This is a genomic window from Kitasatospora sp. NPDC058170 (genome assembly GCF_042883905.1).
Lineage (GTDB): Bacteria > Actinomycetota > Actinomycetes > Streptomycetales > Streptomycetaceae > Kitasatospora.
Window position 1 is genome coordinate 1 of record NZ_JBHVUV010000048.1, and the last position, 14880, is coordinate 14880.

The window sequence follows — 14880 nt, forward strand, 5'->3', positions numbered from 1 at the left end:
GCCCGGGGGGGGGGGGGGGGGGGGGGGGGGGGGGGGGGGGGGGGGGCCCCCCCCGGGGGGGCCCCCCCGCCCGGGGGGGTGGGGGGCCCCGACGCCGTACCGCCGGGGCGCGGCGGTCAGCCCTCGCTGCCGGGGACCACGCTCTCGACCAGGTCCAGGTAGGAGTTGACCGGGCGGACCTCGACCGGTTGCAGGCCCGCCTCCTCGACCAGGGCGACCAGCCCGGCCTTGGTGTGCTTGCGGCCGCCGACGTTGAGCAGCAGCAGCAGGTCCATCGCGGTGGTGAACCGGATCTCGGGGCTGCCGTCCACCAGGTTCTCGACCACGATGACGCGGCTGCCCGGCGAGGCCGCCGCCACCACGTTGCGCAGGGTCAGGACGGTGCTCTCGTCATCCCACTCCAGGATGTTCTTGAGCAGGTAGACCTCGGCCGAGACCGGGATCTCCCGGCGGCAGTCGCCGCCCAGCAGCGTCGCGCGGTCGGCGAGCGCACCGCCGGGCTGCAGCCGCGGGTCGGCCCCCGCCACCACCTCGGGCAGGTCGAGCAGGGTGCCGCGCAGCCCCGGGTTGCGCTCCAGCAGCGTGGCGAGGACGTGCCCCTGGCCGCCGGCGATGTCCACCACCGTGCCGACCCCGCTGAGGTCCAGCCGGTCGGCGAGGGCGAGGGCGGAGAGCCGGCTGGACTGGGTCATCGCCTTGTCGAAGACCGCGGCCGACTCCGGCGACTGGTCGTGGAGGTGGTCGAAGAAGTCCATGCCGTGCAGCTCGGGGAAGACGGCCTTGCCGGTGCGGACGGCCTCGTCGAGGTGCCCCCACAGCTCCCAGGTCCACGGCTCGGTGCCCCAGAGCACCATGTGCTTGAGGGTGCGGTCGGTGTCCTCCCGCAGCAGCCGGGAGGAGTCGGTGTGCGCGTACCGGCCGTCGGGCTGCTCGGCGAACACGCCGTAGCAGGTCAGCGAGCGCAGCAGCCGCTGCAGCGCGTCCGGGTCGGCGTTCACCGCCCGGGCCAGATCGGTCACCGCGGCGGGCTCCTCGCCGAGCGCGTCGGCCAGGCCCAGCCGGGCCGCCGCGCGGACGGAGGCGGCGCCGGCCGCACCGAGCGCGAGCTCGCGCAGCCGGATCACCGCCTGCGGAATGGTTTCGCCAGTCGTTGTCATCTTCTGCTCTCCTCAGGCGCCGTGCTGCGCGATCAGGTCGAACGGGGCCGGCTCGGCCTGGGCGAGCGCCATCACCTTGCCGACCCGCGAGCGGAACGCCGGGTCGGCGGTGGCCAGCTTGTGCGAGGCCGCGTCGTCCCACTCGGCGGTCTCCACGTACACCAGGGCGTTGGCGGCCGAGCGGTACAGCCGGTGCGAGCGGAACCCGGGCTGGGCGCTCATGTGCTCGGTGATCTCCTTGACGAGGGTCTCGAACTCGGCGACGTCGCCGGTGACGGTGAAGCGGTTGATGAAGGTGAACACGGTGTTCCTCCTGGTCGGTTGAAGGTGATCGGTACTTGGCACCCGGTACCTGGCACCCGGTACCTGGCCCCCGGTGCTCGGCAGCGCGTGCTCGGCCGCGGGTCAGGAGCGGCCGGGCACCCAGTCGCGCAGATCGCGCCGCTGGACCTTGCCGGTGGCGGAGCGCGGGATGCCCTCCACCAGCCGCAGGTGCCGCAGGTGCTCGTAGTAGGGCAGTTGGGCGTTGGTGAAAGCGGTCAGGGCGGCCGGGTCGACGTCCGGGCCCCTCGGGACGACGAGTCCGACGGCGACGGCGCCGCTCAGCTCGTCGGGGTGGTCGAAGACCACGCAGTCGGCGACCGCCGGGTGCCGCATCAGCACCCGCTCGATCTCGGTCGGCGACACCAGCCAGTTGTCGCACTTGAAGACGTCCTTGATCCGGTCGACGACGGCCAGCCGGCCCTCCTCGTCGATCCGCCCGACGTCACCGGTGCTGAACCAGCCGTCCGCGGGCACGGCCGGGTGGCCGTCGCCGAGGTAGCCCAGCATCAGCTGCGGTCCCTTGACCTGGATCTCGCCCTTCTCGCCCACCGGCAGCACCGCGCCGGTCTGCACGTCGACGATCCGGCAGGCCGTCCCGGCCACCGGCGGGCCGCAGGATCCGGTGGTCGGCCGGTCCAGCAGGTCGAAGTGGGTGGAGGGCGAGGTCTCGGCGAGACCGTAGCCCTGGACCACCGGGACCCCGAAGTGCTCCGACAGGGCCGCCGTGGTGCGCGGCGGCAGCGCCGAGCCCCCGGACAGCACCGCCCGCAGCGAGGGGATCCGCAGCGCCGGCAGCCGCAGGTCCCCGGCCAGCCGGGACAGCCGCACCGGGAGGCTGTACAGGTGGGTGGCCCGCCAGACGCCGGCCAGCTCCACCATCGCCTCCTGGTCCTGCTCCGGGCAGAGCACGTGGGTCGCGCCGACCGCGAGCGCGGTGTTCAGGTGCATCAGGTGGAACGACGGCAGGTTGTTGAGCGAGACCGCGTCCGCCTCCAGCCGGTGGGCGTGCGCCGACTGCGCGGCGTTCACCAGCAGGTTGCGGTGGCTCAGCCGGACCGTCTTCGGGGCGCCGGTCGTCCCGCTGGTGAACTGCAGGCAGGCGGTGTCCACCTCCTCGCCGTCCGGGACGGCGGTCCGCGGCAGGTCGTCGAGCACGGGAGTGCCGTCCCCCGCGTCGGCGGTCACCACGACGTGCTCCAGCGCCGGGATCCGGTGCCGCACCGCCGAGACCCGCCGGTGCATCGCGGGCGACAGCAGCGCCGCCCGCGCCCCGCACGCGTTCAGCACGTGCACCAGGGTGTCGTCCGAGATCAGCGGGTTGAACATGGCGCTGGTGTTCCCGGAGCGGGAGATCCCGAGGAAGGTGACGGCGAACTCCGCGGTGAGCTCGGCGGCGATCGCGATCACCGTCCGCGGGCCGCCGAACGCGCCGCGCAGGGCCTCGGCGCAGCCGGTCACCCGCTCGTCCAGCCCGGCGTAGTCGAACACCAGGCCCTCGGCGACCAGCGCCGGGTGCCGCGGTGCCCGCAGGGCCGAGCGCCGTAGCAGGTCGTCGATCCTCGGGCCGCCGATCAGCTCCGCCACGGTGTCCAGGGGAGCACCGAAGGTCGTACTGTCCGATGGGATAGCCACGTCGGGTTCCTCTCAGACGGCCGGAAGGTCGTCCCGGTACACCTGGCGGTGCCGGACCTTCAGCTCCCCGGCCTCCCGCACCAGCAGGTCCTCGCAGCTGCAGCTGAGGTGCACCGCGGCGGCGCCGCCCTTGGGCGTCGCGACGATCAGCGCGTAGGTCTTGGCGAGCACACTGCCGTCCGGCTGCTCGGCGACCTCCAGCATCCCGAGCCAGTGCCGGTGCTGGACACCGGAGGCGGCCAGCCGCGCCGAGGCCTCCCGGGCGCCCTGCTCGATGCTCGCCCGGCCCTCCTGCGGGTGCGGCCGGGCGTTGGCGGCGAAGACGCCGTCCTCGGTGAAGGTCGCGGCCCACTCCGTGACCGCGCCCTCGTCCAGGTGGCGCATCTGCCGGCCGTAGAAGTGCTGGACCTCCTCGTAGAGCGTTCCGGGCATCTGCGGGGCCTCCTCGGGTTGTTGGGGATCGGTAGGGCGACGTTCCCAGCCCCGTTTCGAATCCCCGTCGAGCGCGTTCCGTGCGGGCCCGCTCGAACGGGATTCGAAGCCCGCGGTGCAGGGTCGGGCCCAGGGGCCAACGGGCCCACGGACTCTGCAGCGGAGGCTGATGCGATGAGCAGCGAGACAACCGGGGTCGCCCTGGTGACCGGGGCCACCAGCGGGATCGGACTGGCCGCCACCGTCCGGCTGGCACGACGCGGCCTGCGCGTCTTCCTCTGCGCCCGCACCGGGAAGGACGTCGCCGAGACGGTCGAGCGGCTGCGCGCCGAGGGGCTCGACGTGGACGGCGCCGCGGCCGACGTCCGCTCCCAGCAGGACGTCGAAGGGCTCGTACGGGCCGCGGTGGACCGGTTCGGCCCGATCACCGTGCTGGTCAACAACGCCGGGCGCAACGGAGGAGGTGTCACCTCCACGATCACCGACGAGCTCTGGAACGACGTGATCGACACCAACCTCACCAGCGTCTTCCGGGTCACCCGGGAGGTGCTCACCACCGGCGGCATGGAGCAGGCCGGCCACGGGCGGATCATCACCGTCGCCTCCACCGGCGGCAAGCAGGGCGTCCCGCTCGGCGCCCCCTACTCGGCGTCCAAGGCCGGCGTCATCGGGTTCACCAAGGCGCTGGCCAAGGAGCTCGCCGTCACCGGCACCACGGTCAACGCGGTCTGCCCCGGCTACGTCGAGACGCCGATGGCGGTCCGGGTCCGCCAGGCGTACGCCGCCACCTGGGAGACCAGCGAGGAGGACGTCCTCGAGCGCTTCGAGCAGAAGATCCCGCTCGGCCGCTACTCCACCCCGGACGAGGTGGCGGGGATGGTCGAGTACCTGACCACGCCCGCGGCCGCCTCCGTCACCGCCCAGGCGATCAACGTCTGCGGCGGCCTCGGAATCTACTGATCGTCCATCAGGACCCTTTTTGGACAATCGATCTGACGTGTCATCAGATTCTGATCTCAGACGGAACCCCCGACTGAACACCACGAGAGAACCCGCGACGGAAGGTGGTCGACGAATGACCCGCACAGAGCACACCACCCACGACATCGACGTGGACGCCCCCGCCGACGTCGTCTACGCCGTCATCGCCGACGCCAGGGCATGGCCCCGGCGGTTCGGACCCACCCTGCACGTGGAGCACGCGGAGCTGGCGGCGGGCGTCGAGCGGCTGCGGATCTGGGCCGGCGCCAACGGCGAGGTCGCGCACTGGACCTCGCGCCGCGAACTGGACCGCGGCCGGCGGCGGATCGGCTTCCGCCAGGAGGTCTCCTCACCCCCGGTCGCCTCGATGGCGGGGGAGTGGCAGGTCCGCGAGCGGCCCGGCGGCTCCACCCTGGTCCTCACCCACGAGTTCACCGCCGTCGACGACGACCCGCAGGGCGTCGACTGGATCACCCGGGCCACCGACCGCAACAGCCGCACCGAACTCGGCAACATCAAGCAGCTCGCCGAGAGCTGGGCCGAACTGGCCCGCCTGGAGTTCGAGTTCGAGGACTCCGTGCTGGTCGACGCCCCACTGGAGACGGTCTACGGCTTCCTCAACGAGGCCGCCGAGTGGCCGACCCGGCTGCCCCACGTGGCCCGCCTCGACCTGCGCGAGGACACCCCCGGCATCCAGCACATGTCGATGGACACCCGCACCGCGGACGGCTCCGAGCACACCACCGAGTCGATCCGCATCTGCTTCCCCGGGGCGGGCATCGCCTACAAGCAGCTGCGCACCCCCTCGATGATGTCCGCGCACACCGGCCGCTGGTCCTTCGCGCAGACCGAGCACGGCGTCCGGGTGACCTCCTGGCACGCCGTCGTCCTCAACCCGGAGGCGATCCCCGCCGTCCTCGGCCCCGACGCGACCATCGCCTCCGCCCGGGCGTTCATCCGCCAGGCCGCGGGCGGCAACAGCCGTGCCACCCTCGCCCTGGCCAAGCGCTTCGCCGAGGAGCGCCATGGCTGACCGACCGCCGACCGTCCTGGTCGCGGGCGCCGGCCCGGTCGGGCTCACCGCGGCGCACGAGCTCGCCCGACGCGGCGTGCGGGTGCGGCTGATCGACGCCGCCGACGGCCCCGCCACCAGCAGCCGGGCACTCGCGGTGCACGCCCGGACCATGGAGGTGCTCGACCAGATGGGGGCGCTCGACGCACTGCTGCCCCTGGGCCGCCGGGTCACCCACTTCACCATGCACCGCCGGGGCCGCACCCTGGTCCGCTTCGACACCAACTACGACACGCTGCCCACCCGTTACCCCTTCAGCCTGATGGTGGACCAGGTGGTGACCGAGCGGGTGCTCCGCGAGCGCACCGCCCGGCACGGCGTCGGCATCGAGTGGGGCGTCGAACTGACCGCCGTCCAGCCCGGGCCCGACGCCGTCGGGGTCACCCTGCGCCACCCCGACGGGCGGATCGAGGAGACGACGGTGCCCTGGCTGATCGGTGCGGACGGCGGGCGCAGCACCGTCCGCCGACAGCTCGGCATGCGACTGGTCGGGGACTCGACCCAGGAGTGGCTCAACGCCGACGTCACCCTCGACGCCGACCTGGCGCCGGACAGCAACCACCTGCTGCACACCGATCCCGGAACGCTGCTGCTGGTGCCCTTCCCGGAGCCGGGCAAGTGGCGCGTCGTGGACACCGTGGACGTCGCCGGGGCCGACGACCCCGAACTGGTCCGGCGCAGACTGGCCGCCAAGATCGGCCGGGCCCTCGGCCGGCCGGTCGAGGTCGGCGCGCCCAGCTGGCTCTCGGTGTTCACCGTGCAGCAGCGCCAGATCACCCGGATGCGCTCGGGCCGCTGCTTCCTCGCCGGCGACGCCGCGCACGTCCACAGCCCCGCCTCCGGCCAGGGCATGAACAGCGGGCTCCAGGACGCCTACAACCTCGCCTGGAAGCTCGCCGACGTCGTCCGCGGCCACGCCGGGCCCGAACTGCTCGACAGCTACGACGCCGAACGGGTGCCGACCGGGGCCGTGCTGCTGCGCTCCACCCGGACCGCCACCGCACTGGTCTCGCTGCGCACCGCGCTGGCACCGGCGCTGCTCACCGTCGGCACCGCCGTGCTGCGCCGGGTCCCGCCGCTGCGGCGCCGGATCGAGGGCCGGATGATCCGCGGCTTCTGCGGGCTGGCCCTGGCCTATCCGGACAGCCCGCTCACCCTGCCGACCGACGCCACCGGCGGGATCAGGCCCGGCGACCGGGTGCCCGGCACTGCCGGACCGGCGGGCGGCCAGGCCGAATGGGGCGCGCTCCGCGCCGAACTCGCCGATCCCCGTTGGACGTTGCTGGCCGGTGTGCCCGCGGTCGGGCCGGGCGGGCCCGACGGGGTGGCGGGGTCGGGTGGGCGCGACGGGCTCGACGGGCTCGACGGGCTCGGCGGTTTCCGGGCGGCCCTGGCGGAGGCGGAGCGTTCGTTCGGCGCCGCCGTCTCCGTCCGGCTGCTGGCCGACGGCGACGGGCCGGGCGTGCTGGCCGACGCGGACGGCACGCTGCGCCGTTCGCTCGGCCTGGAACCCGGCGAGTTCCTGCTGATCCGCCCGGACGGCTATCTCGCCGCCCGGCACCGCGGCCCGGAGCGGATCCCCGAAGTGCTGCGGGCCTGTGCGCTGCTGCCGGAAGGGGTCGCCCCTGTGCCTCACTGACCGGTGGGCATTCGATTGGGTCGACCGCCGCCCGGTCACCGGTCACCGGTCAACGGTCACATCCTGTTGTCGGTCACATTGTGTCGCCGGGGAGATCGCGTCGCCGGAGATGTCGCGTTGCCGGGGATGTCGTGTCCCTGGTCACATTGTGCCGCCGGAACGCCTGTGTCGACCGACTCCCGGGAATACTCCAATACTTCGCCGGGTTTCGCCGGTGGCCATGGTGGGGTGACGAACTTGCCCGCCGGGGCCGGACCGCGGTTCATCCGGGCGGGAGACTTCGGTCCGCACCCGTCTTTCGCTTACATGCGTGTGGAGTTCCGCCCTTCCGGCGCCCATTGCGCACGGTGGACCCGGCCATTTCACGGGCCGCCGGCGGGAATTACGCGGGATCGCACCGGGCAATCCGGGAGCACCCCTGCGGCGGGTGGATTCACGGTGCTGGTGCGTCCCGTCAAAATCGTTGGCGCGGGAGCGGGTTGGATGAAGGGCGGTCGGCCGGACGCTGCCCGCCCCGGGCGGGCGCACGGCCCGGCGGACGCGTGTCGCCGCGGGAGTGCGTGCCGCAGGAACGGGACAGGTCCCGATCACCATCGGTGATCGGGACCTGTCCGTGCTTTCCGGCCCTCTTGTTCGGTGGTGACCGTAAGGTCAGATCCGGCCGAACGCCCGCAGCATGTACTCCTTGCGGTCCAGCGGGTTGGTGTCGGTCCGGCGGCGGCTCGGCGTCGCGCCGACGGCCGGCTGGAAGCTGTGGAACCGGGTGAGCAGAACGCCCTCACCCTGGCTCAGCCCCGGCAGCCGCTGTTCGAACTCCTGCACGGTGCGGGCCGGGATGGTGCCCTCCACCAGGCAGGTCGTGCCCGTCGCCTTCGTGGTCTCCGGAGTGCCGGTGCACTCCACCAGGTTCAGCAGGGCGGTGCTGGCGTTCTCGGCCGGCACCTCCAGTTCGAACCTGTTGACCGGCTCGAACACCTGCGTCCCCGCCTGCTTGAGGGCGTTCATCAGGACCAGCGGTGTCAGCTTGCGGAAGTCGCCCGCCGCGCTGACCGGGCTGGCGAACCCGGTGTGGGTCAGCGTCACCAGGATGTCGAGCACCTCCCAGCCGTGCAGGCCCTGGTGGAGCGTCGAGCGCACCGCCTCCTCGACCGCCTTGTGGAAGGCGTGCGGGAGCGAGCCCAGTTCGACCGACCGCTGGAAGACGACCCCCGAGCCGAGTGCACCGGGCTCCACCCGCAGCCCGACCGTGGCCCAGAAGAAGGTCTTGCTCCGGTAGTCGATCTCCTCCACCCACTCGCCGACCCCGACCGGCCGCTCCACACAGATGATCCGGCTGCCCTCGAAGACCACGTCCAGCTTGTAGTCGTCGGCGAGCGTCGCCTTGATGACCTCCTTCTGCACCTCCCCGTAGAGGGAGACCGAGACCTCCTGTTCCTCGTCGTTCTTGCGCACGTTGATGAACGGATCCTGGTCGGCCAACTGCAGGAGCGCCTCGTACAGTTCGGGCATCGCCCCGGACCTGGTCGCCCTGACCACGGTCTCCAGGCTCGGCGGCGCGAAGAGGTGCTGGTCGCCCAGCCCCTCGGCGCTGCCGAGCTGGTCGCCGATCCGGATGCCCTTGAGCCCCCAGACCTTGGCGATGTCCCCGGCACGGGCCTCGGCCTCGATCACCGCGGAGCCCTGGTCGAACACCTCGACCACGGTCGTCCGGCCGGGCAGCTCGACAAGGGCGCCGTGCTGGTCCTGGCGGTGGATCGAGACCTTGCTCCGGGGTCCGAGCACGCCCGAGTGCAGCCGCACGAAGGCGACCTTCTCGCCGGCCCAGCCGCGTTCGATTTTGAACACCGTGCCACGCGGTGAGCCTTCGGCGCCTGTGTGATTGACCGGAAACAGGCTGGTGATTCCGTCCATCAGTTCGGCGATGCCGGCGCCGGCCACGGCCGAGCCGAAGAACACCGGGTACAGCTGCGCCAGCCGGGTCTGCCGGGCGAGCTCGGTGGTGTAGTCCTCTTCGGTGAGCGCCGCCTCGTCGTCGAGGTAGCGTGCCAGGAAGGCGTCGCCGCGGTCGGCCAGTGCGTCGGCGAGGTCGGTGGCGAAGTCGTCCGGCAGTTCTCCGAGGTCGTCCCGCGACTCTCGCTGGTCGGTGGAGAGCCCGAGGTTTTCGGCCGCGATCCGGCGGGCCACGGCGCGGGCCTGCGGCGTCCCGATCCGGTCCACCCTGGTCATCGGCACGATGGTCGGGGTGAGTTCGGAGCGGATCGACTCCAGCAGGTCGTCGTAGCGGGCGCCCATACGGTCGATCTTGTTGACGAAGAGGATCACCGGCATGCCCATCTTGACCAGGGTGCGCATCAGCAGCCGGGTCTGGGCCTGGACGCCCTCCACCGCGGAGACGACCAGCACCACGCCGTCGAGCACGCCGAGGGCCCGTTCCACCTCGGAGATGAAGTCCGGGTGGCCGGGAGTGTCGATGAGGTTGACCTTCACGTCGCCGACGGTGAAGGACACCACCGCCGACCGGATGGTGATGCCGCGCTGCCGCTCCATCTCGTGGGAGTCGGTCTGGGTGTCACCGCGATCGACGCTGCCGATCCGGTCGATGACGCCGGCGGTGTACAGCAGCCGCTCGGTCAGGCTGGTCTTACCGGCGTCGACATGGGCCAGGATTCCGATGTTCACGCTTGACATGACGTGCTTCCCCTAGTTCTTCGGTCTTCGCTTGCATAACCGGAGCAACACGGATCTTTCGGGGCACGTCATTCTCCTTGGATCGAGACAGGGGTCCAACGTGCTCCAGTCTAACAGCACTTGACGGTGGGTCCGCCGATCGGCGGGGGTCGATCGGCGGGGGAGTATTCCCTTTGGAACAACTGCGCCGGACGCCTTGGAATAGCGGAGGTGCCACCTTGCGCGCAGTCCCCTTGAGGGCTTGATCGAAGAGTGGATATATATGGGTCGAGCGATAATCTCGGCGAAATCGGAGGCATCATGAGGTTCAATGTTCTCGGCCCGCTCGAAGTCCTCGATTCAGGTATTCACTGCACACCGAGCGCACTGAAGGTCCGGTGGACTCTGGCGATCCTGCTGATGCACGCGAACCGGATCGTCGATCTCGGCGTCATCATCGAGGAGATCTGGGGCGACAACCCCCCGCGGACGGTGGTGACCACCGCGCAGACCTACATCTACCAACTGCGCAAACTCTGCCGGGCGGAGGGCCGCGACTTCATCCTCACCAAGGCCCCGGGATACCTGCTGCTGCTGGGGGAGGAGGAGCTCGACGCCCAGGAGTTCGAGCGGCTGCACCTCGAGGGCGCCCGCCTGTTGGCCGACGGGCACCCCGAGGCGGCGGCGGACCGGTTGCGCCAGGCGCTGCGGCTCTGGCGCGGCTCCGCCCTGGCGGACATCCCCGTCGGCGGCACGCTGGCGGGTCACGTGGCGGTCCTGGAGGAGATGCGCCTGCGCGCCCTGGAGAACCGCATCCTGGCCGACCAGCAGATCGGCCGGCACCGGGAACTCATCCCGGAACTGCGGTCACTGACCCTGCACCACCCGCTCAACGAGTGGTTCCACGAGCAGCTCATGCTCGCGCTGGACCTGGCCGGGCGCCGCAGCGAGGCGCTGCAGGTCTACCGCTCGCTCTACCGCAAGCTCAACGACGACCTGGGCATCGATCCGTCGCAACCGCTGCGGGACCTGCACAACGACCTGCTCAGCGGCGTCGTGCAGCTGCGGGAGCCGCGCCGGCCCGGCGCGCTGCCGCCGTTGATGGAGCACGGCCGGACGGCCCGCTCAGCATAACGGCACCAGGAGCGCGGCGGCCCTGGCCTTGTTGACGGCGTCGATCCGGGAGACCGCGTTGAGTTTGACGAAGACGTTCCTGAGATGGCGCTTGACGGTGCCCGGGGCGATGCTGAGGCGCAGGGCGATCGCGGAGTTGCTCAGGCCGTTCGCCACCAACCCCATGATCTCCCTTTCCCGGGAGGAGAGTTGGGCTCCGCGCTGGCCGGTCGCCAGGCCCAGGCCGGACCGCGAGGCCATGATGTACACCCGGTCCCGGTTGACGGCCAGCCCCCGGACCACGGACACCAGGCAGTCGCTGGTCACGTCCTCGGGCAGATAGGCGCTCACTCCGGAGCTGAGGTACATCTCCACCTCGCCGGGTCTCTCGTGCTTGCTCAGCACGACCACCCGGCAGGGGGAACCCCGGTCCAGTAGTCGGACCAGGGCGTGCTCGGCGGCCGCGAGGGACTCGCTCGCCCCGTACAGCACCACGTCGATGCGGTGCTCCGAAAGCACCTCCAAGGCCTCGGTCACGTCGCTCACGGTCGCGTGGACGACCAGATCGGACTCGGCGGAGAAGAGTGCGTGCAAGCCCTTGCGCAGCAGTGAATTTCTTTCGACGACGAGGATCGATGTGCGGGTCTTCAGCAGTGTCACGATAAGTCCCGTGGGTAACAGGCGCGGTTTTCCCGGTTGTGGGAGCCGTTCGCGACCGCCGCGGAATGCGCCGCGGAAGCCGTTTCCCGGTGCCACCCGGTGTGGCCGTATTCTGGTGATGTCGGGCGCGGTGAGTCGTGGTGCCCGACTGTTGTCATTCGGCTGTCCTCACCCGGGGGGCCCGCCGGTTTCGACCGGCGGGGGTGGGGTCCGTCCGTCATTCCGGCGGCGGTGCCGTCCGATTTCCGGACGGTGGTGAAGCCGTTTCGCGTCGCCCCGCGGGTGCGGGCCCCGTCGCCCGGGGCGGGCGGCGAGGCGCCCGGCGGAATCTGGGACTCCGCAGGTGCCGACCGTGGTGTCGGATGGCCGGAGCCCGCTCGGGCGGCGACGCCGACCCGTACGGCGAGGGTCGCCGTACGTGCGCGGGGCCGGCCGTCGAGCCGGGTTCGCCAGCCGATCATTTTCTCCCGATCGTCGGTTGGTGGATGATTTCGGTGGGTTAATGGCACGGTTGTCGGTGGTCGACGGGCCGCTTTGCCGTGGGGCGGCCGCAGTTCCCGACCCGGCGGGCCACAGAAGCAGTCGGCCAATGCGGTCCGACGCGGCGGCGGTGCCGGTCCGTCGTCACGACGTGCCATAAGGAGAACCTAACCGACCGTCAGGGACATCCCAAGGGCACTTTTTCGCCGCCTGGGCGGGGGTGAGATCACGGGATGGTTTCGCTCTCCGTAAACAGAGCGGAGGTGCGGGCTCGGGAATGCCCTCCGCGTGTGATTGACGCGTGGGGAAACGGGGAAGGTGACGCTAAATGATCAGGACGCCCGCGTCGGCCCGCGGTGGCCTGGGCGGAGGGTGGCCGACCGCCGCCCGACCGCCGGTGTGCGGCCGCCCGACCAGCCGGGTGCACCCTGCAATCCCCTGAACTGCCCTTTCGGGCAGGCCTGTTGGCCCGGATGGCCGCTTCGGTGTGGTCGGTCGCCCCTGGTCGCCCCTGGTCGGCGGACGGGCCGACGGCCCGGGGCCCGCTCGGGGCGGGGCCGGTCCGGCGAGCTGGCTCCCACCTCGGGGGTAGCGCACAGGTGACATCCGCCGGCGGCCTGATGCCGTCGTGCCTGGCCGGGCGGCCGCCCTCACCCGGCGCCCTCTCCTGCGGTGCTCTCTCCTGCGGGGTTCTCCCGTTCGGTGCTCTCCTGTTCGCTCCTCTCCTGTTCGCTCCTCTCCCGTTCGGTGCGCTCCTGCTTGCCAGGGGCGTCCCGGTCGGTGCTGCTCTTGCCGGTGGGCTGGACCGGGATGCCGTGGTCGCCGCGGTCGTGCTGCATGAGCCACATCTCGCGGAACGCGCCCTCGGCGGTGGTGAGCTCGGGAAAGGTGCCCTCCTGGATGATGCGGCCCTTGTGGAGGACCACGATCCGGTCGGCCACGGCGGTGTTGATCAGGTTGTGGGTGACCAGCACGATGGCCCGGTTGCGGGCGAGTACGCGCAGGTTCCGGAAGATCCGGTGCTCGGCGCGCGGATCGAGGTCGGAGGTCGGCTCGTCCAGGACCATGAGTGCGGCCGGCCGGTAGAAGGAGCGGGCCACGGCAAGGCGCTGCCACTGACCGGAGCTGAGGTCGACACCTCCCCACCACTTCTTCGACAGCAGCGTCCGCCAGCCGCTGCGCAGATCGGCGACGACCTCGTCGGCACCGGTGGCCGCCGCCGCGCGCTCCAGGGCGGCCGGGTCGTCCACGGGCTGACCGAGGTGGACGTTGTCGGCGGCGTTCATCGGCCAGCGGGCGAACTCCTGGGTGGTGACGGCGACATGCCTCCAGGCGGCGTGCGGGTCCAGCTCCCGGGTGTCCGTGCCGTCCCAGCGGACGGTGCCCGCGGTGGGCACGTAGAGGGCGGTCAGCAGCCGCATCAGGGTGGACTTGCCGGAGCCGTTGACGCCGACGACGGCCACGATCTCGCCCCGGCGGATGGTGAAGTCGACGTCCTCCAGGGCCGCGGCGTCGGTCTCGGGGTACCGGTAGCCGACCCCCCGCACCTCGATCCGGTCCGGCGGCGCCGGGGTGACCCGGCCGCGGTCGAGGCGGTGGCCGCCTGCCTCGTCCAGGAAGGTCGACCAGTCGTCCAGGTACATCCCGGTGCGGAACAGCGTGGTGCCCTCGCCGACCACGCCCCGCAGCGCGTTCCCGGCCGCGACCAGGGCGAACACCGCGGCGCCGGCCGAGACGACGGACATCCGGCCGGTGGACAGCAGCCAGACCAGCGCGCCCCAGACCAGCGCGCCGCCCGCCCCGGAGACCAGGGCCCAGGCGAGGGAGACCCGCAGCGCCGTCCACGCCGCCTCGTTGGTGCGCCGGTCGATCTTGGACCCGGCCCGCGCGTAGCGGTCCAGCAGGACCGGGGCCATGGTGTCGGCCCGGATCGCGTCCGCGCACGCCTTGTCGGCCATGAACCAGCGCATGAGGGCCAGCACGCGCCGGTCGGCGAAGGTGTCGAGCATGGCCAGGTACTGCAGCCGGGCCACCTTGATCGAGGCGATGCCCTGCGGCAGCGCGGCCAGGAGCAGCAGCGGCAGCAGCAGCGGGTGCAGGATGCCGGCCACGCTCGCCGCGGCGACGAGCGACGCGGCGGCGGCGATCACGTTCTGGGCCTGGCCGAGGATCTCCTGGGACACCTCGGCGCCCCGGTCGGCGGCGTCCCACCGGTCCTGGAACCCCGAGGTGTCGTAGGCGGAGAGCTCGGCGTTCATCGTCGCCGCCGCGAGCCGCAGTTCGGACTCGCGGGAGATCTTCGGTGACAGGCGGTGCGACAGCCAGGTGATCACGATGCCCAGCAGTGCCCGCAGGCCCGCGGCGGCGGCGATCAACAGGACCGAGGGCGCCGCGTCCCACATCCGGCCGGACACGTCCCCGGAGCCCACCAGCGCGGTGATCGTGCCCGTCGTCGCGAACAGCCCGAAGGCGCCGAGCACGCCGGAGACCACCTGGCAGGCCAGCAGGGCGAGGACCGATCCGCGGTCCAGCCGCCAGGCCGGCGCGAAGGAGCGGGCGATCAGCTGGGGCAGCCGGCGTGCCATCCGGGCGGGGGTCATCGCGGCCGCCGCCTGGCCGCTGGTGTCGCCCTGGTAGCTCCAGGCCATCTCCTCGGTGTGTTTCCCGGAGTCCGTCGGTTTATCGTTCTGACTGGTTGTCGTGGTGGTCAACGGCCGTCTCCT

At 71.8% G+C, this 14880-nt stretch carries 11 protein-coding genes; 4 read left to right on the forward strand and 7 right to left on the reverse strand.

From position 1 onward, the window contains the following. Window positions 1-116: 116 nt before the first annotated feature. The 4 genes from ACFVVX_RS35250 to ACFVVX_RS35265 all read right to left on the reverse strand — a co-directional run bounded on the left by ACFVVX_RS35250 (window position 117) and on the right by ACFVVX_RS35265 (window position 3545). Complete coding sequence (locus ACFVVX_RS35250; protein ID WP_387951869.1) at window positions 117-1157, reverse strand: methyltransferase; 1041 nt, start codon at window positions 1155-1157, stop codon at window positions 117-119. Window positions 1158-1169: 12 nt separating this feature from the next. Beyond that, window positions 1170-1460 carry an antibiotic biosynthesis monooxygenase family protein gene (locus tag ACFVVX_RS35255; RefSeq protein ID WP_387951870.1) on the reverse strand — a complete coding sequence of 97 codons (291 nt, stop codon included), beginning with the start codon at window positions 1458-1460 and terminating at the stop codon, window positions 1170-1172. Between the two features lie 102 nt (window positions 1461-1562). Beyond that, on the reverse strand, window positions 1563-3113 hold the full coding sequence (locus ACFVVX_RS35260; protein WP_387951872.1) for a class I adenylate-forming enzyme family protein: 1551 nt from the start codon (window positions 3111-3113) through the stop codon (window positions 1563-1565). A 12-nt stretch (window positions 3114-3125) separates the two neighbouring features. Then, on the reverse strand, window positions 3126-3545 hold the full coding sequence (locus tag ACFVVX_RS35265; RefSeq protein ID WP_387951874.1) for a nuclear transport factor 2 family protein: 420 nt from the start codon (window positions 3543-3545) through the stop codon (window positions 3126-3128). Window positions 3546-3719: 174 nt separating this feature from the next. On the opposite strand from ACFVVX_RS35265, the gene ACFVVX_RS35270 reads away from it, so the two are divergent. The 3 genes from ACFVVX_RS35270 to ACFVVX_RS35280 all read left to right on the forward strand — a co-directional run bounded on the left by ACFVVX_RS35270 (window position 3720) and on the right by ACFVVX_RS35280 (window position 7237). Continuing rightward, window positions 3720-4505 carry an SDR family NAD(P)-dependent oxidoreductase gene (locus ACFVVX_RS35270; RefSeq protein WP_387951876.1) on the forward strand — a complete coding sequence of 262 codons (786 nt, stop codon included), beginning with the start codon at window positions 3720-3722 and terminating at the stop codon, window positions 4503-4505. 115 nt (window positions 4506-4620) lie between these two features. Beyond that, window positions 4621-5559, forward strand: coding sequence for an aromatase/cyclase (locus ACFVVX_RS35275; protein WP_387951878.1), 939 nt, complete (start codon window positions 4621-4623; stop codon window positions 5557-5559). Then, window positions 5552-7237 (forward strand): FAD-dependent oxidoreductase, encoded by a 1686-nt coding sequence (locus ACFVVX_RS35280; protein WP_387951880.1) that lies wholly within the window; start codon window positions 5552-5554, stop codon window positions 7235-7237. Before ACFVVX_RS35275 ends, ACFVVX_RS35280 begins: the two co-directional genes overlap by 8 nt. 651 nt (window positions 7238-7888) lie before the next feature. Here the strand turns inward: ACFVVX_RS35280 and ACFVVX_RS35285 are convergent. Beyond that, window positions 7889-9925: a GTP-binding protein gene (locus ACFVVX_RS35285; RefSeq protein ID WP_387951882.1), complete on the reverse strand. Its 2037-nt coding sequence runs from the start codon at window positions 9923-9925 to the stop codon at window positions 7889-7891. Window positions 9926-10225: 300 nt separating this feature from the next. Between ACFVVX_RS35285 and ACFVVX_RS35290 the strand changes: the two genes are divergently transcribed. Beyond that, window positions 10226-11038 (forward strand): BTAD domain-containing putative transcriptional regulator, encoded by an 813-nt coding sequence (locus ACFVVX_RS35290; protein WP_387951883.1) that lies wholly within the window; start codon window positions 10226-10228, stop codon window positions 11036-11038. Here ACFVVX_RS35290 and ACFVVX_RS35295 read toward each other — a convergent pair. Beyond that, entirely contained in the window at window positions 11030-11677 is a 648-nt protein-coding gene (locus tag ACFVVX_RS35295) for a LuxR C-terminal-related transcriptional regulator (protein ID WP_387951885.1), read from the reverse strand. The two genes, ACFVVX_RS35290 and ACFVVX_RS35295, sit on opposite strands and share 9 nt — an antisense overlap. Before the next feature lie 1130 nt (window positions 11678-12807). Continuing rightward, window positions 12808-14805 carry an ATP-binding cassette domain-containing protein gene (locus ACFVVX_RS35300; RefSeq protein WP_387951887.1) on the reverse strand — a complete coding sequence of 666 codons (1998 nt, stop codon included), beginning with the start codon at window positions 14803-14805 and terminating at the stop codon, window positions 12808-12810. Window positions 14806-14880: the final 75 nt, after the last annotated feature.

Bases quoted from the DNA above. Each gene is read 5' to 3' on its own strand.
- ACFVVX_RS35265 (WP_387951874.1), bottom strand. From the start codon at position 3,545: ATGCCCGGAACGCTCTACGAGGAGGTCCAGCACTTCTACGGCCGGCAG.
- ACFVVX_RS35290 (WP_387951883.1), top strand. From the start codon at position 10,226: ATGAGGTTCAATGTTCTCGGCCCGCTCGAAGTCCTCGATTCAGGTATT.
- ACFVVX_RS35270 (WP_387951876.1), top strand. From the start codon at position 3,720: ATGAGCAGCGAGACAACCGGGGTCGCCCTGGTGACCGGGGCCACCAGC.
- ACFVVX_RS35250 (WP_387951869.1), bottom strand. From the start codon at position 1,157: ATGACAACGACTGGCGAAACCATTCCGCAGGCGGTGATCCGGCTGCGC.
- ACFVVX_RS35285 (WP_387951882.1), bottom strand. From the start codon at position 9,925: ATGTCAAGCGTGAACATCGGAATCCTGGCCCATGTCGACGCCGGTAAG.
- ACFVVX_RS35300 (WP_387951887.1), bottom strand. From the start codon at position 14,805: ATGGCCTGGAGCTACCAGGGCGACACCAGCGGCCAGGCGGCGGCCGCG.
- ACFVVX_RS35280 (WP_387951880.1), top strand. From the start codon at position 5,552: ATGGCTGACCGACCGCCGACCGTCCTGGTCGCGGGCGCCGGCCCGGTC.
- ACFVVX_RS35275 (WP_387951878.1), top strand. From the start codon at position 4,621: ATGACCCGCACAGAGCACACCACCCACGACATCGACGTGGACGCCCCC.